The sequence below is a fragment of the Streptomyces sp. NBC_00490 genome (assembly GCF_036013645.1).
Lineage (GTDB): Bacteria > Actinomycetota > Actinomycetes > Streptomycetales > Streptomycetaceae > Streptomyces > Streptomyces canus_F.
The window spans coordinates 3618664-3638022 of sequence record NZ_CP107869.1; the positions used below are offsets into that span (position 1 = coordinate 3618664).

Here is a 19359-nt window from a genome sequence, read left to right on the forward strand (position 1 = left end):
GGGCCAGGACGGACACAGCACGGGAGAGGGATGTGACGGCGACACCAGCGCAGCCGTACTCGCCGTCGAAGCCGCGCGCACATCATGCGCTGCGCGACACGCTCACTCTCATCGCGCTGCCGCTGGCCGCGGCCCTCGCGCTGCCGGCCGCGTTCGCCGGCGGCGGCACCCGGCGCTGGTTCGGGGGGCGTTCCGAGAGCCAGCGGGCCGAGGCGCAGGCCGCGAAGGACGCCGCCGCGGCCGCGTTCTACGAGCTCGACACCGCCCAGCGCGATCTGCGGATCTCGATAGAGACGATCACCGCGGTCGACGACTCCCCCGCCGCCCGGCGCGCGGTCGCCGACTTCGAGGCGATCAGCAGACGGATCGACGAGGCCAGTCACCAGTACATCGAGGCCGTCGACGCGCACGACCTGGACCGGGACGACCTGGAGGCGTCGGTCGCCGTCCACGCGCGCACCGAGCTCACCAGGGCCAAGGACGAGCTGGCCAACGTCAAGCGGGAGCTGGACCGCTTCGGCGACAGCCTCGGTCCGCTCCTCGGCAAGGCCGAGACCCAGCTGGTCCGCCTCGCTCCCGCCGTCGAACGGGCCAGACAGGGACTGCTGGCCGCCTCCAACGCCCTTGACGCCGTACGGCAGTCGGGGCTGAAGGCCGACGACCTCGCCGCCCGGCTCGCCGCCCTCGGCCCCGAGCTGACCAAGCTGAACCAGGGCGCCGGTCAGCACGGCGTCCCGGACACCCTGGAGCGTGCCGAGCGCGTCGCCCGGGAGGCCGAGGCGGTCCGGGTCGAGTCCGAGCGGCTGCCCGAGAAGGCCGCCGAGATCGACCACCGGCTCGTCTCCCTGCGCACCCGCGCCCAGGCCCTCACCACCCGCGCGGGCCAGGTCGATCCGGTCCTGAGCGAGCTGCGGCGGCGCTTCACCGCGGCCTGCTGGCAGGACCTCCAGCAGGTCCCGGACCAGGCCACGGAGAACGTGCGCCAGGCCGAGCGCAAGCTCACGGAGGCCCGCGCCGCCCGTGACGAGCAGCGCTGGCCGGACGCGACCGCCCTGCTGTCGACCGTACGGGCCCTGCTGAACAGCACCGACGAGTCCGTCTCCGCGGCGGGCGACCGGCTGCGACGGCTGAACGCCGTGCAGAAGGACCCCCAGCAGGAGATCGACCGCACCCGCTTCGCGATCCGTGACGCCCAGCGGCTGGCCATGACGGGCCGGAACACCCCCGATCCGCGTCACGCACGCCCCCTGGACGACTCCGTGGCCCGGCTGGAGCGGGCGATCGGCACGCTGGAGGGCCGCCACCCCGACTACTGGCACTTCCTCACGGAGACGGAGGCGGTGCGGCAGACGGTGGCGCGGGTGGTGGCGCAGATCCGGGAGGAGCGCGGCGCGGGGCACTGACGGCTCTGCAGCCGTCGGCCGCCGCCGGTTAACCTGTGCGTATGCCTCGCTACGAGTACCGCTGCCGGACCTGCGGCGACACGTTCGAACTGAGCCGTCCGATGGCGGAGTCCGCCGCCCCCGCGGACTGCCCGGCCGGCCACGACGACACGGTGAAGCTCCTGTCGACGGTGGCCGTCGGCGGCTCGGCCTCCGCACCGGCCCAGGCCCCCCGCTCCGGCGGAGGCGGCGGCGGTTGCTGCGGCGGGGGCTGCTGCGGCTGACGGACAGCGGCTTCAGGAAACCTTCAGCCGCGGTTTCCTACCGTGGGCGGCATGACAGCCGCCCCGCAGTGGATCAACGGACTCATGGACACGCTCGGCGCGCCCGGCGCCGGCCTGGCCATCGCCCTGGAGAACCTCTTCCCGCCCCTGCCGAGCGAGGTCATCCTGCCGCTCGCGGGGTTCGCGGCGAGCACCGGGCAGATGAGCCTGTGGGCCGCGCTGCTGTGGACGACCGCCGGTTCGGTGATCGGCGCGCTCGCCCTGTACGGCGTCGGCGCGCTGCTCGGCCGTGACCGGACGGTGGCGATCGCGGCGCGACTGCCGCTGGTGAAGACGAGCGACATCGAGAAGACCGAGGCCTGGTTCCTGCGGCACGGCACCAAGGCGGTCTTCTTCGGCCGGATGATTCCGATCTTCCGCAGCCTGATCTCGGTCCCGGCCGGCGTCGAGCGCATGCCCCTGCCCGTCTTCCTCGGCCTGACCACGCTGGGCAGCGCACTGTGGAACACGGCGTTCGTGATGGCGGGCTACACGCTGGGCGCCAACTGGACCCAGGTCACCGACGTGGTGTCCACGTACTCGAAGATCGTCCTCGTGCTGGCCGCCGCAGCGGTCGTGGCCTTCGTGGCCGTACGACTGCGGCGGCGGCCCGCGTCTAGCGAGGTGTCCGAGTCGTCCTGAGGAACTCCCGCAGGATCCGCTCCCCCGCCAGCACGCCCCGCTCCGGCAGCGCGCTGACCGTCGGGGCGGTGAAGGCCTCGTCGGCCAGCTCTCCGTGGCCCGGCCGCCAGCCCTGGTCCGCGGCGAGCAGCAGGTCGGCGTCGAGCAGGGAGTCACCGGCGGCCAGCGTCAGCTCCGCGCCGGTGCGGCGGGCGACCTCGTGCATGGCGGCGCTCTTGGTCAGCGGCTTCGGGACGGCGTAGATCTTGCGGCCCTGGAGCGAGACCGTCCAGCCGCGGTTCTCCGCCCACACCGCGAGTTCCTTCACCCAGTCCTCGGTCAGCAGTTCACGCTCGACGACGAGGTAGGCGAAGAGGTCCTCGGCGACCCGGTGCTTGCGTACCCACACGGGGTCGGCCGTCCGCAGCAGGTGCTCGCGCACCTCGTCCAGCGGCGCGCACTCGTCGGCCAGCCGGGCCTGCACGCGCGCGTGCCAGTCGGCGTCCGTCACACCGTCCACCAGCAGATGCCCGCCGTTGGCGCAGATCGCGTACTTCGGGGGCGGGCCCGGCAGGTTGATGCGCTGGTACTGCTTGCGGGTCCGCGTGGTCGTCGGCACGAACACGGCCGCGTCGCCGAGTTCGGCCAGCAGTCCGGCGGCCGTCTCCGTCATGTACGACAGCGGTCTGCTCTCGTGCACCTCGACGCAGAGCAGCCGGGGCGCCCGCGCGTCCGGCATGGTCAGCGCGAGGGCCGCGGAGGAGTAGATGAGCGTACGGTCGAGGTCGCTCGCCACCAGCACCGGCATCAGACGTTCACCGCCTTGCCGTCGGCGCCCGTCGCGCCCCGCGTGTACTTGGGGTGGATCAACCCCACGCAGGTGTACGGGAGTTCGGCGACCTCTTCCACCGGGACACCTCTCTGTTCGGCCAACAGGCGTACGTGGTCGAGGTCGGCGCCCGCGCCGGCCCGCGCCAGGATCTTCCAGGGCACCCGGCGCAGCAGCACCCGGGTGGTCTCGCCGACGCCGGGCTTGACGAGGTTCACGTCGTGGATGCCGTACTCCTCGCTGATCCGCTCGACGGCCGCCCAGCCCTCCCAGGTCGGGTCGCGGTCGCTCGACAGCAGCTCCTTGGTCTGGGCGTCCACCGCGTCCACGACCTCGGGGAAGGTGGCGACGACGGCGTCGATGAACTCCACCGAGACGTCGGCGCCGGCGAGTTCGCGGTAGAACTTCGCGCCGTGGAAGTCGTCCGGGCCGACGAGGTCCGCGCGCAGCACGGTGCGCGAGATCAGGCCGGAGACCGTGGAGTTGAGGCAGGCGGAGGGGATGAGGAAGTCCTCACGGGTGCCGTACGTCTTCACGCACGAGCCCGGGTCGGCCAGTACGGCGATCTCCGGGTCGAAGCCGGTGATGCCGTCGGACTCCTCGAACTCCTTGACGGCGTCCGCCAGTTCACGGGTGATCGCGCCCTTGCCGGTCCAGCCGTCGACGAACACGACGTCGGCAGGGTCGTGGTGGGCGGCCAGCCAGCGCAGCGCGTTCGCGTCGATGCCGCGGCCGCGCACGATCGACACGGCGTAGTGCGGCAGGTCCAGGCCGTGCCGGAACTGGGCCCAGCGGCGCATCAGGACCCCGACGGGGGTGCCGGCGCGGGCGAGGGAGACGAGGACCGGGCGGGGCGAGCGTTCCGCGAGGACGATCTCGGTGACCGCGCCGACCGCCTGCGCGAGCCGGGCCGCGGACCCGTCCAGCGCGGTGTGGAAGAGCCGCTGGTACTGCTCGCTCGGCTGGTACTCCACCGGCAGCGACTCCGCGTAGTGCGCGCCGCCGCTCTGGATGGCCTCCTCGCGCTCCTCGGTCGGCGCCTCCAGCGTCACGTCCGAGAGGTCCTGGAGCAGCCAGCCGACGTCTTCCGGGGCGTACGAGGAGAAGGCGGGGCCGCGCAGGGGCTCGGGCAGCATCGGGGGCCTTTCGGGGACGTACAGGGGCTCTGGGACGTACGACGGGACGACCGCCAGCAGCACCTGCGGGGTGTGCGCGTGCAGCTGCGCGAGCAGACCGTCGGGGGCGTGCAGCTCCGCCGTGTCGGCGGTGGAGTCGATGACGGCGACGATCGCGTCGAAGCCGGCGCCGGCGATGTTGTAGGCGTAGCGCTCGCCGGGGCCGTCGGCGGGGTTGTCGTGGGCCGGGAAGGCGATGCGGGTGCGGATCGCGTAGCCCGGGTCGTCCACCGCCAGGACGGGTGAACGGGTGGTGGTGGAGTAGCGGACCTCGGCGTCGGTGATCTGCTCCAGCTCGCGGGCGAGGCGGAGGGGGGCGTACATCAGCTCCTCGAAGCCGAGGACGTGGACGCGGCGGGCGCCTTGCGGCAGGGCCTCTGCCAGGCGGGCGGCCATCGCGGGGAGCGCGTCGTCCAGGCGTATTCGGTGGTGGGGGGTGAAGCCGTGGCGGCCGCCGTCGGGGAGGCCGGGGGGCCAGTGGAGGTCGACACGCTTGTATGCCGGGTGCGGGTCGGTGGGGGCTGGTCGCGCCCGCGCGGCGGTAGCCGCAGATTCAACACAGCCCCGCGCCCCTGGGGCGTTCGACTCAAACCTCGCCACCAAGTCCTGACCCTTTTCCAGCACCCCCTCAGGCAGCTTTACGGTCCCCGACGCCGCTGCCACCAAGTCCACCCTCGCGCCAATTTCCCGCGCGAACTCCTCCAGACGTCCCGCGTCCGCCTGCGAGCGCATGTCGACCAGGGCCACGACCACGTACCGGCTCCTCGGGTACCGGTCGTGGAGGTCTCTGATGGTGTTCAGGACCGTGTTGCCTGTGGAGAACTCGTCGTCGACGAGGACCAGCGGGCCGTTGCCGACCAGGAGGGCCGGGTCCTCCGGGAGCAGCAGGTGCGAGGTGGCGTGGGAGTGGGACTCCTCGAAGCCGCCCGCCGTGGCGACGCCGGGCACCGGGCGGCGGGTGGAGTGGAGGTAGGGGGCGAGGCCGACGCCGTCGGCGACGGAGTGGCCGAGGCCGGTCGCGGTCTCCGCGTAGCCGAGGACGACCGCGCGGGCCGCCTCCTCCGTGCCCAGGAGGTCCCTGACCCGGCGGCCGAGGGTGAGGCCGTGGCCGTACACCACGGACGGTGACTGCGGGACGTGCTTGCCGAGCACGTTGGAGACCAGCAGATGGGCCCGCTTGGGGTTGCGGCGCAGGGCGAGGCCCAGCAGGTCGGTCAGCGTGTCGTCGCCCAGGAGTTCGACCCCGAGCCGCTCGGCGACCCAGGTGCCGGACCAGATCCCGCCAGGCACCTCGTTGTTCACTGCGTTGTTCATGCGTCCCTTGTGTGTAACCGACCCAGCCACTGTGTCTCAGTCGGGGATTCCGGCGGCGAGCAGCTCCACGAAGCCGATGTCCTCGTTGGCCACCCCGAACACCTCGGCGCGCAGCATGGTGCGCTCGGCCCAGGCCCGGTGCGGCTTCACCTCGTTCATCTTGTTCGTGTACTGCGACCGCAGCACTCCCCCGCCGCCGCGCTCCGGGCGCAGGATGTCCGCGGCGTCACTGAACTCTTCGTGACTGACCACCGACAGTGCGTGCACGGGCAGCACGTGCGAGGGGTGGATACAAGTCTTACCCATCAGACCGTTGGCCTGGTCGAGTGAGATCTCGCGGAGCAGCCCGTCCATGGCGTGCTCGATGAGCGCCTCGCGCAGTTCCTCGGCCTGGCCCTCCAGGAAGGGGCTGCGGCGCAGCTGAGGCTTGAACATGCGCTCCTGGACGCGGAAGTACTCCCAGACCGGCCCGGTCACCGTGAAGCCGGTGCCGTCGGCCCGGCCCAGCATGTTCACCACGTCGGCGATCACGGAGGCGACGATCTGGACGTCCCAGGCGGTCATGTCGGGGGCGCGGCGCAGGCCGTAGGAGGAGCAGAAGTCGGTCACGCCGAGGCGGAGTGCCAGCACCCGGTCCCGGTACTTGTCGACCGCGCGGGCGATGCCCTCCAGGGTCTCGACCCGTGACTCGCGGTACATCAGGTCCGGCGACTCCAGCACCGGCATGGCGAACAGCCGCCGTCCGCTCGCCGCCTCGGCGCCGGAGAGGGCCTCCAGGAAGGTGATGCCGCGTTCCTCGGTGAACTTCGGCAGCACGAACCCGGACAGCAGCCGGACCGCGGGGCCGAGCCGGTGGACGAGGTCGGGGATCTGCTCGGGGTGGCGGACCCGGATGAAGAGCAGCGGAAGATCGGCCACCGCTCCCTCGGCGAGCTCCGTGAACTGTCGTACGAGGTTCTCCTCGGCCTCGACGACGTCCTCGTCGCCGATCGAGTCCTCCAGGCACAGCACCATCGAGACCACGCCACGCCCGACCTGTTTCAGGATGTCGTCGGCGAGCCGCGGCCTGGTGGCCGGGCTGTAGAGCGTGGCGCCCAGGGCCGCGGAGAGCAGCCGGGCCGAGGAGTCCGCGTCGAACTCGCACGGCTCCTGGTGAAAGAGGCGCTGACGCACCTCAGGGGCGATGTGCCCGAAATGACGCATATGACTCCCCCGTGGCGGCTGGGCCTTCTGTGAACACTTCACAGGTGGCCGGTAATAGTACGTACAAACCCATGTCAGGGGTTCCCATCGGGCATGAACTTCAGGTAACGCAGGCGCGCACGACGGGCTCGGATTTCCTTGCGGAACCCGCACCCCCGCGTTGTCGTGACCAGGACCGAGAAGGCAGGATGACCGCATGACGCACGCCATGCTGAAGGGGTCGAACGTCCCGCTCGAGGTCACCACGGTGCGCGCCGTGGTGCGCTGGACGCCCGGGCAGGGGGTCCCGGATGTCGACGCCTCGGCGCTGCTCCTCGGCCCCGACGGTCGTGTGCGCTCCGACGAGGACTTTGTCTTCTACAACCAGCCCCGGCACCCCTCCGGGAAGGTCTGGCGCCTCGGCAAGAAGCGGGTCGCCGAGGGCCTCACCGACACGATCCAGACAGATCTCAGCGGTGTCGAGTCCGGTGTCGGTCAGATTCTCCTGGTCGCATCGGCGGAGGACGTCACCTTCGACCGCGTGCAGGGCCTGCGCATCCTGCTGTACGACGCCTCGGTCGCCGACGGTGAGCCGCTGGCCTACTTCGACATCAAGCCGGAGACCGGCCGCGAGACCGCGCTGATCTGCGGGGAGCTGTACCGCCGCGGGGAGGGCTGGAAGTTCCGTGCCCTGGGCGAGGGCTACTCGGACGGTCTGAAGGGCCTGGCGGGCGACTACGGCATCTCGGTGGACGAGTCGGAGGCGGCGGCACAGGAGCCGGCCCCGGAGTTCTCCCAGCCCCTGCCCCCGGAGCAGCCCACGACAGTGGTCCCGCCCCAGCCGTCCTACGGCTACCCCCAGTCCCCGCCGCCGACCCAGTCGGCGTACGGCTACCCTCAGCCGACCAGCCAGCCCGCCTACGGCTACCCCCAGGCCCCGGTCACGGTCCCCCCGGACCCGGACTTCCGGCTCCCTCCGCAGGGCCCCCAGTTCATCGGGCGCTGACGAGCACACCCCAGGGGCGCGGGGAACTGCGCGATCAACCACGGACGACCGGCAGCCGCCGTCGGACCATGCGCCCCGAGCCCTCATGCGAAGCGGCCAGGACTCAGCGTCAGCGTTCCGCTTTCGTCTTGAAGCCCCGGCCCCACTGCAGCCCCCACCCGTACAGCCGGTCCAGCTCCGCCTGGAACCCGTAGACGAACTTCACCTCGCGCCGGACGACGATCTCGCCCTTGACGTTCTCGATCATCACGACGGCACAGGAGCGGGCCTGGGGGTGACGTTCGTCGAGGCCTATCTCGATGCGCGGTCCGTTGCTCGGATACAGCGTCACGATCGCGTGCGTACGGTCGAACGCCGGCGTCTGGTCGTAGATGTAGACGAACACCAGGATCCGCTTGATGGCGTCCTTGTGGTCGAGGTTGACGTAGATCGTCTCCCCGGACGCCGATCCGAACCGGTCGTCGCCGCTGAGTTTCACGTACGGCGCCGAGTTGACGTCCCCGAAGAACGCGCCGAGGGGCTGCACGACGCCCTTCGTCCCGTCGGCCAGCTCGTACAGGCATCCCAGGTCGAGGTCGACGTTGACCATGCTCTGGCTGTGCCCCATCACCTCCGGCGGCTTGAGCGCCCTGAAGGGGTGCCTGAGCAGGCTCTCGCGCTGTGAGCCGCCGAAGTCGGAGGTCCGCATCCGCCAGGCGAGGTTGATGCGCAGATGGCCCGTCTCCGCGCCCTGCTCCTTGAGGGAGACCCGGTCGTGGCGTTTGGTCAGCACGATCGAGTTGGTCGCCGCGTTGCCCGAGTCGAAGTCGGCCGCGCGTCCGCGCCGGAGTCCGTCAAAGAAGCCCATGTTCCCGCCCCCACGTTCACGTCAAAGACCGACGGGGCGGCGTCGAGGAGTCGACGCCGCCCCGCTCAGAGCGTTCCTCACCCGAGGCCGGGTCACACCCCGGACGAGACCTCAGTCTTCTCGTCCGAGCCCGCCGCTTTTCCCTCGGCTTCCGCCAGCCGCTTGTTGCGGCGCACCGAGGACCAGAAGGACCAGGCGATCAGGACGACACCGACGAGACCGGTGATGACCTCGTGGATCTGGTACTGGATGGTGATCATGAGGATCACGGCCAGCGCGCCGATCGCGTAGTGCGCGCCGTGCTCCAGGTAGACGTAGTCGTCGAGGGTGCCCTGGCGGACCAGGTACACGGTCAGCGAACGGACGTACATGGCTCCGATGCCCAGGCCCAGCGCCATCAGCACGATGTCGTTGGTGACGGCGAAGGCGCCGATCACTCCGTCGAAGGAGAAGGAGGCGTCGAGGACCTCGAGGTAGAGGAACATGAAGAACGCGGCCTTGCCGGCGAGCGCGACGGCCGAGCGCGGCTTGCCGGAGCGTGCCGCCTCTTCCTCCTCCTCGTGCTCGCGTTCCTCGTCCTCTTCGAGCTTGTCCTCGAAGTAGCCGGAGAGACCACCGACGATCATGTACGTGATCAGACCGGCGATACCGGAGAGCAGAACCGTCTCCGCCTTGTCGACATGCGCGCCGCCGTGCTGGTGGGCGTGGGTCGCGAAGGTCATGGCGGTGGCGAGCAGGACGACGAGCGCGATGCAGACCGACAGCATGTCGACCTTGCCGAGCTTGGCGAGCGGGCGCTCCAGCCAGGCGAGCCACTTGATGTCACGGTCCTCGAAGATGAAGTCGAGGAAGATCATCAGCAGGAACATGCCACCGAACGCGGCGATCGCCGGGTGGGCGTCGGTAACGAGCTGCTGGTACTGATCCTTGTCGTTGAGGGCGAGGTCGACCGCGTCGATCGGGCCGATCTTGGCACTGATGGCGACGATCACGACCGGGAACACCAGCCGCATGCCGAACACGGCGATGAGAACACCGACGGTGAGGAAGATCTTCTGCCAGAAGGCACTCATCTTCTTCAGGATTCCGGCGTTGACCACCGCGTTGTCGAAGGACAGCGAGATCTCGAGGATGGAGAGGATCGCCACGATGCCGAACCCGGTCCACCCCCCGTAGAAGACCGCCGCTACGAGGCCGAGCGCGGTGACCGCGAACGACCAGCCGAAGGTTTTCAGAACCACTGGCTACCCAATCCTGTATGTACGGGTCTCCCCCGCTGCCCTACTCGGCTTTTTACCGAACTTTGAAGCGGAGTCTAGTCGGCCCCCCTCCGCACCCCACCCGGCCCCGGTTTTTGCTCATATCGCGTTACGAGACGTTGACCCCGAAGTCGAGCGCGATACCCCGCAGGCCGGACGCGTACCCCTGGCCGACGGCGCGGAACTTCCACTCGCCCTGGTACCGGTAGAGCTCGCCGAAGATCATGGCGGTCTCGGTGGAGGCGTCCTCACTGAGGTCGTAGCGGGCGAGCTCCTGGCCGTCGGCCTGGTTCACCACGCGGATGAAGGCGTTGCTGACCTGCCCGAAGGTCTGGCCCCGGTTGTCGGCGTCGTGGATCGAGACCGGAAAGACGATCTTGTCGCACTGGGCCGGCACCTTGGAGAGGTCGATCAGGAGCGACTCGTCGTCACCGTCGCCCTCACCGGTGAGGTTGTCGCCGGTGTGCTCCACCGAGCCGTCGGGGCTCTTGAGCTGGTTGTAGAAGACGAACCACTCGTCCCCCATGACCCGTCCGCTGTTGCAGACCAGCGCGCTGGCATCGAGGTCGAAGGCGGCTCCGGTGGTGGAGCGCGCGTCCCAGCCGAGTCCGACCATCACCTGAGTGAGGTTGGGTGCGGCCTTGGACAGGGAGACATTGCCTCCCTTGGCGAGCGTGACGCCCATGATCCTGGTCCCTCCCCGTGTGCTGCTTCTAGGTGGCCTTGCGCGTCCGGCGCCGCACGCGGTCGGTGCGGCGCCGGACGGGGTGGTGCGGGTGGAACGGCTCAGACGTTCACGCCGAAGTCCTGCGCGATGCCGCGCAGGCCCGAGGCGTAGCCCTGGCCGATGGCGCGGAACTTCCACTCCGCTCCGTGCCGGTACAGCTCGCCGAAGACCATCGCGGTCTCGGTGGACGCGTCCTCGGAGAGGTCGTAGCGCGCGATCTCCGCCTCGCCGGCCTGGTTCACGACGCGGATGAACGCGTTGCGGACCTGGCCGAAGGACTGCTGGCGGTTCTCGGCGTCGTAGATCGAGACCGGGAAGACGATCTTCTCGATCTCGGCGGGGACGCCCGCGAGGTTGACCTTGATCTGCTCGTCGTCGCCCTCGCCCTCACCGGTGGTGTTGTCGCCGGTGTGCTCGACCGAGCCGTCGGGGCTCTTGAGGTTGTTGAAGAAGACGAAGTTCGCGTCGCTGCTCACCTTGCCGGAGCCGTCGATCAGCAGCGCGCTGGCGTCCAGGTCGAAGTCGGTGCCGGTCGTGGTGCGGATGTCCCACCCGAGACCGACGATGACCGCGGTCAGCCCGGGGGCCTCCTTGGTCAGCGATACGTTGCCGCCCTTGCTGAGGCTGACTCCCACGAGTCCTCCATTGGTGTCCAGGGGCGGGGAGCCCCGCCATGCGTTTGATACCGGATCAACGACTCGATCCTAGTGACGGGTTCCCGCCCTCCGCAGGGCTTGGAACCTAACAATCACAGGGTGTCGAGCGCCTTCACGTACTCGTTCAGGTCACGGGCGTCCGGAAGGGCGTTGACGACGGTCCAGCGGACCACGCCCTCCTTGTCGATGACGAAGGTGCCGCGGACCGCGCAGCCCTTGTCCTCGGCGAAGACGCCGTAGGCGCGCGAGACCTCGCCGTGCGGCCAGAAGTCGCTGAGCAGCGGGTAGTCCAGGCCTTCCTGCTCGGCGAAGACGCGCAGGGTGTGGATGGAGTCGTTGGAGACGGCGAGCAGCTGGGTGTCGCGGTCGGAGAACTGCGGCAGGTTGTCGCGCAGCTCGCAGAGCTCGCCGGTGCAGACCCCGGTGAAGGCGAAGGGGTAGAAGAGCAGGACGACGTTCTTGCTGCCGCGGAAGTCCGACAGCTTCACGGCCCTGCCGTGGTTGTCCTTGAGCTCGAAGTCGGGGGCCTTTTCCCCGGCCTGGATCGCCATCGTCGTGAATCCCTCTCGGGTGGACTGTTCGGGTGAGAACACCCTACGCAGCGATCACGACAGACTGACGGACGGGCTGAGTGGAACTCAGCCCGTCCGGTACTCACTGGCGGAGGATCACCGCTTGGACTTGGCTGCCTTCGGCGTCACCAGCCGGCTGCCGCTCCAGTCCTTGCCGACGCTGACGCTCTTGGAGGCGGAGAGCCCCGCCGTCGTCGCGGCTTCGGAGATGTCGCTGGGCTCGACGTAGCCGTCGCGGCCGGTCTTCGGCGTCAGCAGCAGGATCGAGCCGCCCTCCTCGATGTACGTGGTGGCGTCCACCAGTACGTCGGTGAGGTCGCCGTCGTCGTCGCGGAACCAAAGCACTACGGCATCGGCGACGTCGTCGTATTCCTCGTCCATCAGCTCGCTGCCGATGACTTCCTCAATGGACTCGCGGAGCTCCTGGTCGACGTCGTCGTCGTAGCCGATCTCCTGGACCACCTGCTCGGGCTGGAACCCCAGCCTTGCGGCAGGGTTCGTCCGCTCCTCCGCGTGGTCCGCGGTCGCGCTCACGGGTTGCCTCCTGATCATGTTTCGGGAATAACTCAGCCACGCGCGTGCGCGAAGCATTGGCCGTAGTCCACACGGGCGGGACGGATCGCGCAAGTACCCGGCCGTTCAGACCGCCGAAACGGTGACGTTCCTGGCGGTGTCACCGCAACTCCAGGCACACGATTGTGGTGATAAGTGACCTACACCACACCTTTCTGCCCGGTTTGCGGCATTGGGAACCCGAGTGAGAGTCGAGGAACCCGTGAAGAGACCGGGTTACCAATCAGTAGAGATGACGTTTGCTTTTCCGAGGTACACGATGGGGAGCGGTGCAGACCTCCCTCATACCCATGGAAAACAGCCCTCTGACAGCGAAGGAACAGCGTGGCTTCCGGATCCGATCGCAATCCGATCATCATTGGCGGCCTTCCGAGTCAGGTTCCTGACTTCGATCCCGAGGAAACCCAGGAGTGGCTCGACTCCCTCGACGCCGCCGTTGACGAGCGCGGCCGCGAGCGGGCCCGCTACCTGATGCTGCGGCTGATCGAGCGGGCCCGCGAGAAGCGCGTCGCCGTGCCCGAGATGCGCAGCACGGACTACGTCAACACCATCGCCACCAAGGACGAGCCGTTCTTCCCGGGCAACGAGGAGATCGAGCGCAAGATCCTCAACGCGACCCGCTGGAACGCCGCTGTCATGGTCTCCAGGGCCCAGCGCCCCGGTATCGGCGTCGGCGGCCACATCGCCACCTTCGCCTCCTCGGCCTCGCTCTACGACGTCGGCTTCAACCACTTCTTCCGCGGCAAGGACGAGGGGGACGGCGGCGACCAGGTCTTCTTCCAGGGCCACGCCTCCCCGGGCATCTACGCGCGCGCGTACCTCCTGGACCGGCTCAGCGAGCAGAACCTCGACGCCTTCCGCCAGGAGAAGTCGAAGGCGCCCCACGGCCTGTCCAGCTACCCGCACCCGCGCCTGATGCCGGACTTCTGGGAGTTCCCGACCGTGTCGATGGGCCTCGGCCCGATCGGCGCGATCTACCAGGCCCGGATGAACCGCTACATGCACGCGCGCGGGATCGCCGACACCTCCAAGTCGCATGTGTGGGCCTTCCTCGGCGACGGCGAGATGGACGAGCCCGAGTCGCTCGGCCAGCTGACGATCGCCGCCCGTGAGGGCCTGGACAACCTGACCTTCGTCGTCAACTGCAACCTCCAGCGCCTCGACGGCCCGGTGCGCGGCAACGGCAAGGTCATCCAGGAGCTGGAGTCGGTCTTCCGCGGCGCCGGCTGGAACGTCGTCAAGCTGGTCTGGGACCGCTCCTGGGACCCGCTGCTCGCACAGGACCGCGACGGTCTGCTGGTCAACCGGATGAACACCACGCCGGACGGCCAGTACCAGACGTACGCCACCGAGACCGGCGCGTACATCCGCGACCACTTCTTCGGCGACGACCAGCGGCTGCGCGCGATGGTCGAGAACATGACCGACGACCAGATCCTGCACCTGGGCCGCGGCGGTCACGACCACAAGAAGATCTTCGCGGCGTTCTCGGCGGCCAAGGCGCACAAGGGCCAGCCGACGGTGATCCTCGCCAAGACCGTCAAGGGCTGGACGCTCGGTCCCAACTTCGAGGGCCGCAACGCCACGCACCAGATGAAGAAGCTGACGGTCGACGACCTCAAGGGCTTCCGCGACCGGCTGCACATCCCGATCACCGACCAGGAGCTGGAGTCCGGCGCCCCGCCGTACTACCACCCGGGCCGGGACTCGGAGGAGATCCAGTACATGCACGACCGCCGCAACTCGCTCGGCGGTTACGTCCCCACCCGTGTCGTGCGCGCCAAGCCCCTCGCGCTGCCGGACGAGAAGACGTACGCGACCGTGAAGAAGGGTTCCGGTCAGCAGTCGATCGCCACCACCATGGCCTTCGTACGGCTGCTCAAGGACCTCATGCGGGACAAGGAGCTCGGCAAGCGGTTCGTACTGATCGCGCCGGACGAGTACCGCACCTTCGGTATGGACTCCTTCTTCCCGAGTGCGAAGATCTACAACCCGCTCGGCCAGCAGTACGAGTCCGTGGACCGCGATCTGCTCCTCGCCTACAAGGAGTCGCCGACCGGCCAGATGCTGCACGACGGCATCTCCGAGGCGGGCTGCACGGCCTCGCTGATCGCGGCGGGCTCGGCCTACGCCACGCACGGCGAGCCGCTCATCCCGGTCTACGTCTTCTACTCGATGTTCGGTTTCCAGCGCACCGGCGACCAGTTCTGGCAGATGGCCGACCAGCTGGCGCGCGGTTTCGTCCTGGGTGCGACCGCCGGACGTACGACGCTGACCGGTGAGGGTCTGCAGCACGCCGACGGCCACTCGCAGCTGCTCGCCTCGACCAACCCGGGCTGTGTCGCCTACGACCCGGCGTACGGCTTCGAGATCGCGCACATCGTGCAGGACGGTCTGCGGCGGATGTACGGCCCGGACAGCGAGGACGTCTTCTACTACCTCACCGTCTACAACGAGCCGATCCAGCACCCCGCCGAGCCCGAGAACGTGGACGTCGAGGGCATCCTCAAGGGCATCCACCGCTACCGCGAGGGCACGTCGGGCACCATCCCGGCGCAGGTCATCGCGTCCGGTGTCGCCGTGCCGTGGGCCATCGAGGCGCAGAAGATCCTCGCCGAGGAGTGGAACGTCAAGGCGGACGTCTGGTCGGCGACCTCCTGGAACGAGCTGCGGCGCGAGGCGGTCGACGTCGAGCGGCACAACCTGCTGCACCCCGAGGAGGAGCAGCGGGTGCCGTACGTGACGCGGAAGCTGTCGGGTGCGCAGGGTCCGTTCGTCGCCGTGTCCGACTGGATGCGGGCGGTGCCGGACCAGATCGCGCGCTGGGTGCCGGGGACCTACCAGTCGCTGGGCGCGGACGGGTTCGGCTTCGCGGACACCCGGGGCGCGGCGCGGCGGTTCTTCCACATCGACGCGCAGTCGATCGTGGTGGGCGTGCTGACCGAGCTGGCCCGGGAGGGCAAGGTCGACCGGTCCGTGCTGAAGCAGGCCATCGACCGGTACCAGCTGCTCGACGTGGCGGCGGCCGACCCGGGCGCCGCGGGCGGCGACGCGTAGGCAGCGGAGTGATGTGAAGGGCGGTGGGGCTCAGCGGCCCCACCGCCCTTACCTCTTCTTTACGATGCGGTCATGAAGGAACAATCGGCGCAGGTCCGTTGGGAACACCTGACCCAGCGGCCTCTGATGGCGCTCGCGGTGCTGTTCGCCGTCGCCTATGCCGTGCCGATCGTGGACGACACGGCCGGCCGGTCACTCACGAGGGTGTGCACGGCGGTGGAGTGGACGGTGTGGGGCGCGTTCGCCGTCGACTACCTCGTACGGCTGTCGCTCTCCCGGGACCGGCGGCGATTCGTCCGCAGCCACTGGCTGGACCTGTGTGCGGTGCTGCTGCCCATGCTCCAGCCGCTGCGGCTGCTGCGGCTCGTGGCGACGCTGCTGCTGGTGCAGCGGCGGGCGCGGATGGCCTCGCAGATCCGGCTGACGACGTATGTCGCGGGCGCGGTGGTCGGGCTGCTGATGTTCGGCTCGCTCGCGGTGCTCTCGGTGGAGCGGGACTCGCCGGACGGGAACATCCGGACGCTGGGTGACGCGGTGTGGTGGTCGTTCACCACGATGACGACCGTGGGGTACGGGGACCACGCACCGACCACCGGACTGGGCCGGATCATCGCGGTGGGGCTGATGCTCTCCGGCATCGCACTGCTCGGTGTCGTCACCGCGAACATCGCGGCCTGGTTCATCGCCCGCTTCGAGAAGGACGACGTGGAGGAGCGGCGGCAGACGGAGGCGATCGTGGCGCTGACCGAGGAAGTGCGGGCGCTGCGGGCCCAGGTGACCGCGTTGCAGGAGCAGCGGTCGGTCAGACACTGAGGTGGGCCCCCGGCCCATCCACCGGGGGCCCTCCCCTCACTCCCCCCGGCTCAGAACATGCCGCTTCCGGGGGTGGCCGCTCCGGCCAGCCAGATGATGGCCAGGAGCGTGTCTATGGCGCCCAGTACGACGGCGACCAGGGCCGTCACCGGGCGGGAGCCCGTCCAGCTGCGGCCCATACCGAGCCAGCCGGTCACGATCGCGATCGGACCGAGGATGATCCCCAGTACGAAGAATCCCGCGACCGCGCAGATGACACCGATGATTCCGAGCGTCGCGCGATCCGGCCCGGTCCGTGACCACGTCCGGCCACGTGAGCGGGGGTGCCTGCGCGTGCGCGTGCTGTTTCCGAAACCCGCCATCATCAACAACTCCCTGAACCCCTAGGCAGATTGGGTTCGAGAGGGCGAGTACCCCCGCTGCGGGGGTCAATCCTCCGGCCTTGCGGCGCGCCGCCCCCCTCCGGCAGCGCGCCGCAGCACCGGCCGCCCTCCGCGGCATATGCACTGCCGTGCGGAGGGCTTGACTAACTGTGACCTGCGGCGCGTACCGGGGGCGAGGAATCTTTAGCGTCTTCACCCTGATAGGCGAAGTCGCCTGAAATCCCGTCAGTTTCGACCCGCGGAAACTCCCGCGGGACAGGACCCGTCAGACGTGGCCCACTCCCGCGCCCGCCTCCGCGTTCTCGCCGCGCTTGGTGAGCAGGGCGACGAAGACGGCGACGGCGGCGACTCCGGCGGCGACCAGGGACGCCAGGCTCATGCCGGAGATGAAGGTGTCGTGCGCGACGTCGGTGATCTTCGCGGCGATCGCCTCCGGGGTGCCCTTGGCGACCGGCGGCATACCGACCTGGACCGCCTCGGAGGCCTGGGCCTCCTGGGCCGCGGTGAGCGGCGGCAGTCCCGCGTCCTTCCAGTTGCCGGCGAGGTCGCTGTCGACCTTCGACGCCATCACGGCGCCCAGGACGGCGGTGCCGAGGCTGCCGCCGATCTGCATCGCGGCCTGCTGGAGACCGCCGGCGACTCCGGAGAGCTCCAGCGGCGCGTTGCCCACGATGACCTCGGTCGCGCCGACCATCACCGGGGCGAGGCCGAGGCCCAGCAGGGCGAACCAGAGGGACATCACCGCACTGCCGGTGTCCGTCTCCAGCGTGGACATGCCGTACATGGCGATCGCGGTGGCCGCCATGCCGCCGGCCAGCGGGATGCGCGGGCCCAGCTTGGTGATCATCACGCCCGCGAGCGGGGAGCCGACGATCATCATGCCGGTGAGCGGGAGGAGGTGGAGGCCGGCGTCGATCGGGCTCATCCCGTGCACGTTCTGGAGGTAGAACGTCACGAAGAACAGGCCGCCCATGAAGGCGATGGCCATGAGGACCATCAGGACCACGCCCGCGGACAGCGCGACCGAGCGGAACAGGCCCAGCGGGATCAGCGGCTCCTTCACCTTGGTCTCCCAGAAGGCGAAGAGCGCGAAGCCCAGGACCGACGCGGCGATGAAGGTCCACGTCTTTCCGTCGCCCCAGCCCCACGCCGGGGCCTTGATGAGGGCCCAGACCAGGCAGAACATCGCGGCCGACAGCAGGGCGATGCCGAGGATGTCGAAGGAGCGCGGGGCGTTCTCGGCACGGTGGTCGAGCAGGATCAGGATGCCCATGACGAGGGCGAGGACGCCGACCGGCACGTTGATGAAGAACACCGACTGCCAGTTGACGTGCTCGACGAGGACACCGCCGAGGATCGGGCCGCCCGCGGTGGAGGCGCCGATGACCATGCCCCAGATACCGATGGCCATGTTGAGCTTCTCGGCCGGGAAGGTCGCCCGCAGCAGACCGAGCGCGGCCGGCATCAGCAGGGCACCGAACACGCCCTGCAGCACCCGGAAGGTGACGACGAACGCGATGCTGTCGGACAGACCGATCGCACCGGAGGCGGCCGCGAAGCCGACCACACCTATCAGGAAGGTCTGGCGGTGGCCGAAGCGGTCACCGAGCTTGCCCGCGGTGATCAGGGAGACCGCGAGGGCGAGGAAGTAGCCGTTGGTGATCCACTGCACCTCGGCGAAGGTGGCGCCGAGGTCCTGCTGGATGGCCGGGTTGGCGATGGCCACGATGGTGCCGTCGAGGGCCACCATCATGACGCCTACGGCGACGGTGATGAGCGTGAACCAGGGGTGGCCGCGCAGCCCTGAGGCCCGCGCCCCCTCCGACGGGGCGGCCGGCCTGCCGTCCTCCGGCCCCGGCTTGTCGAGCGTGGTCTGACTAGTCATACGTCGAGGCTAATGACAGCCGCTGACAATTGACAAACCGTTTCATAAGTCGGTAACTGACACAGCATGGATACCCTGCGCCAACGCAAGAAGCAGCGCACCCGTGAGGCGCTGATTCGAGCCGCCCTCGAGTTGTTCACCACCCGGGGCTACGAGGGGACGACCGTCGACGACATCACGGACGCCGTCGAGGTCTCGCAGCGCACCTTCTTCCGCTACTTCGCCAACAAGGAGGAGGCCGCCCTCGCCGTCGTCGAGATGGCCGTCGCGCACTTCACCGAGGCGGTGCGCGAGCGGCCGCCGCACGAGGCGCCGCTGGAGGCGCTGCGCCAGGCGGTCCTGGAGGGCTGGGACTCGCTCAACGAGGTGATCGAGTCCGTCGTACCGGTGGAGCTGTATCTGCAGATGTACCGGGTGATCGAGTCGACGCCGGTGCTGCTCGCCGCCCATCTGCGGCGCTCCATGGAGGTCGAGGAGACCCTGGCGCGCGTGATCGCCGAGCGCGAGGGCCTCGACGTGACGGCCGACCCGCGGCCGCGGCTCGCGGTGGCCGTCTTCAGCGGGGTGATGCGGGTGACGGAACGGCAGTGGAGCGCGGCCGCGGACTTCAGCCTGGACGCGATGCGGACGCTCACCGTTTCGTATCTCGAACAGGTGGGTCCAGCACTGACGGAGAACTGGCGAACACACTGAGGTCATCGACACGCTCACCGAAACGTGACCTCTGTCACTCGGTTAACGCGAGACCCTCTCGT

18 protein-coding genes are annotated in these 19359 nt (G+C 69.3%); 7 read left to right on the forward strand and 11 right to left on the reverse strand.

Annotated elements, in window-relative coordinates; all coding sequences use genetic code 11:
• The first annotated feature begins 32 nt into the window (after positions 1-32).
• Genes OG381_RS16385 through OG381_RS16395 form a run of 3 tightly spaced genes read left to right on the forward strand, consistent with a single transcriptional unit; the run spans position 33 to position 2347 of the window.
• Positions 33-1403, forward strand: coding sequence for a hypothetical protein (locus OG381_RS16385; RefSeq protein ID WP_327716842.1), 1371 nt, complete (start codon positions 33-35; stop codon positions 1401-1403).
• A gap of 41 nt (positions 1404-1444) precedes the next feature.
• Entirely contained in the window at positions 1445-1666 is a 222-nt protein-coding gene (locus OG381_RS16390; RefSeq protein ID WP_046259209.1) for an FmdB family zinc ribbon protein, read from the forward strand.
• A gap of 51 nt (positions 1667-1717) precedes the next feature.
• On the forward strand, positions 1718-2347 hold the full coding sequence (locus tag OG381_RS16395; RefSeq protein WP_327716843.1) for a DedA family protein: 630 nt from the start codon (positions 1718-1720) through the stop codon (positions 2345-2347).
• Here OG381_RS16395 and OG381_RS16400 read toward each other — a convergent pair.
• The 3 genes from OG381_RS16400 to OG381_RS16410 are packed head-to-tail and all read right to left on the reverse strand — an operon-like array spanning position 2322 to position 6847.
• Complete coding sequence (locus tag OG381_RS16400; protein ID WP_327716844.1) at positions 2322-3134, reverse strand: HAD family hydrolase; 813 nt, start codon at positions 3132-3134, stop codon at positions 2322-2324. The two genes, OG381_RS16395 and OG381_RS16400, sit on opposite strands and share 26 nt — an antisense overlap.
• Positions 3134-5644, reverse strand: coding sequence for a phosphoribosyltransferase (locus OG381_RS16405; RefSeq protein ID WP_327716845.1), 2511 nt, complete (start codon positions 5642-5644; stop codon positions 3134-3136). Before OG381_RS16405 ends, OG381_RS16400 begins: the two co-directional genes overlap by 1 nt.
• Before the next feature lie 36 nt (positions 5645-5680).
• Positions 5681-6847: an HpcH/HpaI aldolase/citrate lyase family protein gene (locus tag OG381_RS16410; protein WP_327716846.1), complete on the reverse strand. Its 1167-nt coding sequence runs from the start codon at positions 6845-6847 to the stop codon at positions 5681-5683.
• 196 nt (positions 6848-7043) lie between these two features.
• On the opposite strand from OG381_RS16410, the gene OG381_RS16415 reads away from it, so the two are divergent.
• A complete protein-coding gene (locus OG381_RS16415) occupies positions 7044-7832 on the forward strand; it encodes a TerD family protein (protein WP_327716847.1) in 789 nt (262 codons plus the stop codon).
• 109 nt (positions 7833-7941) lie between these two features.
• On the opposite strand, the gene OG381_RS16420 is transcribed toward OG381_RS16415, so the two are convergent.
• The 6 genes from OG381_RS16420 to OG381_RS16445 form a co-directional block, all read right to left on the reverse strand.
• The gene (locus OG381_RS16420) at positions 7942-8679 is read right to left on the reverse strand and encodes a TerD family protein (RefSeq protein ID WP_327716848.1); all 738 of its coding nucleotides are present in this window, start codon (positions 8677-8679) and stop codon (positions 7942-7944) included.
• A 92-nt stretch (positions 8680-8771) separates the two neighbouring features.
• Positions 8772-9920 (reverse strand): DUF475 domain-containing protein, encoded by a 1149-nt coding sequence (locus OG381_RS16425; protein ID WP_327716849.1) that lies wholly within the window; start codon positions 9918-9920, stop codon positions 8772-8774.
• Positions 9921-10047: 127 nt separating this feature from the next.
• Positions 10048-10623, reverse strand: a complete 576-nt coding sequence (locus tag OG381_RS16430) for a TerD family protein (RefSeq protein ID WP_327716850.1) — start codon at positions 10621-10623, stop codon at positions 10048-10050.
• A 101-nt stretch (positions 10624-10724) separates the two neighbouring features.
• Positions 10725-11300, reverse strand: coding sequence for a calcium homeostasis/redox stress adaptation protein (locus OG381_RS16435; protein ID WP_327716851.1), 576 nt, complete (start codon positions 11298-11300; stop codon positions 10725-10727).
• A gap of 113 nt (positions 11301-11413) precedes the next feature.
• On the reverse strand, positions 11414-11872 hold the full coding sequence (locus OG381_RS16440; RefSeq protein WP_307031459.1) for a peroxiredoxin: 459 nt from the start codon (positions 11870-11872) through the stop codon (positions 11414-11416).
• Positions 11873-11989: 117 nt separating this feature from the next.
• Positions 11990-12427 (reverse strand): DUF3052 domain-containing protein, encoded by a 438-nt coding sequence (locus OG381_RS16445; RefSeq protein ID WP_046259140.1) that lies wholly within the window; start codon positions 12425-12427, stop codon positions 11990-11992.
• Between the two features lie 363 nt (positions 12428-12790).
• Between OG381_RS16445 and aceE the strand changes: the two genes are divergently transcribed.
• Together aceE and OG381_RS16455 are read left to right on the forward strand one after the other, a co-directional pair.
• Entirely contained in the window at positions 12791-15523 is a 2733-nt protein-coding gene (gene aceE / locus OG381_RS16450) for a pyruvate dehydrogenase (acetyl-transferring), homodimeric type (RefSeq protein WP_327716852.1), read from the forward strand.
• A 72-nt stretch (positions 15524-15595) separates the two neighbouring features.
• Entirely contained in the window at positions 15596-16336 is a 741-nt protein-coding gene (locus OG381_RS16455) for a potassium channel family protein (RefSeq protein WP_327716853.1), read from the forward strand.
• A gap of 50 nt (positions 16337-16386) precedes the next feature.
• On the opposite strand, the gene OG381_RS16460 is transcribed toward OG381_RS16455, so the two are convergent.
• Complete coding sequence (locus OG381_RS16460; protein ID WP_327716855.1) at positions 16387-16701, reverse strand: small hydrophobic protein; 315 nt, start codon at positions 16699-16701, stop codon at positions 16387-16389.
• 283 nt (positions 16702-16984) lie between these two features.
• Positions 16985-18472 carry an MFS transporter gene (locus OG381_RS16465; protein ID WP_443062032.1) on the reverse strand — a complete coding sequence of 496 codons (1488 nt, stop codon included), beginning with the start codon at positions 18470-18472 and terminating at the stop codon, positions 16985-16987.
• A 198-nt stretch (positions 18473-18670) separates the two neighbouring features.
• Here OG381_RS16465 and OG381_RS16470 point away from each other — a divergent pair, with 198 nt between their 5' ends.
• Positions 18671-19297 (forward strand): TetR/AcrR family transcriptional regulator, encoded by a 627-nt coding sequence (locus tag OG381_RS16470; protein WP_327716857.1) that lies wholly within the window; start codon positions 18671-18673, stop codon positions 19295-19297.
• The last annotated feature ends 62 nt before the right edge of the window (positions 19298-19359 follow it).

Coding starts and splice junctions, on each gene's coding strand:
- OG381_RS16460 (WP_327716855.1), bottom strand. CDS start 16,701: ATGATGGCGGGTTTCGGAAACAGCACGCGCACGCGCAGGCACCCCCGC.
- OG381_RS16440 (WP_307031459.1), bottom strand. CDS start 11,872: ATGGCGATCCAGGCCGGGGAAAAGGCCCCCGACTTCGAGCTCAAGGAC.
- OG381_RS16405 (WP_327716845.1), bottom strand. CDS start 5,644: ATGAACAACGCAGTGAACAACGAGGTGCCTGGCGGGATCTGGTCCGGC.
- OG381_RS16465 (WP_443062032.1), bottom strand. CDS start 18,472: ATGATGGTGGCCCTCGACGGCACCATCGTGGCCATCGCCAACCCGGCC.
- OG381_RS16420 (WP_327716848.1), bottom strand. CDS start 8,679: ATGGGCTTCTTTGACGGACTCCGGCGCGGACGCGCGGCCGACTTCGAC.
- OG381_RS16410 (WP_327716846.1), bottom strand. CDS start 6,847: ATGCGTCATTTCGGGCACATCGCCCCTGAGGTGCGTCAGCGCCTCTTT.
- OG381_RS16455 (WP_327716853.1), top strand. CDS start 15,596: ATGAAGGAACAATCGGCGCAGGTCCGTTGGGAACACCTGACCCAGCGG.
- OG381_RS16415 (WP_327716847.1), top strand. CDS start 7,044: ATGACGCACGCCATGCTGAAGGGGTCGAACGTCCCGCTCGAGGTCACC.
- OG381_RS16395 (WP_327716843.1), top strand. CDS start 1,718: ATGACAGCCGCCCCGCAGTGGATCAACGGACTCATGGACACGCTCGGC.
- OG381_RS16400 (WP_327716844.1), bottom strand. CDS start 3,134: ATGCCGGTGCTGGTGGCGAGCGACCTCGACCGTACGCTCATCTACTCC.
- OG381_RS16430 (WP_327716850.1), bottom strand. CDS start 10,623: ATGGGCGTCACGCTCGCCAAGGGAGGCAATGTCTCCCTGTCCAAGGCC.
- OG381_RS16390 (WP_046259209.1), top strand. CDS start 1,445: ATGCCTCGCTACGAGTACCGCTGCCGGACCTGCGGCGACACGTTCGAA.
- OG381_RS16470 (WP_327716857.1), top strand. CDS start 18,671: ATGGATACCCTGCGCCAACGCAAGAAGCAGCGCACCCGTGAGGCGCTG.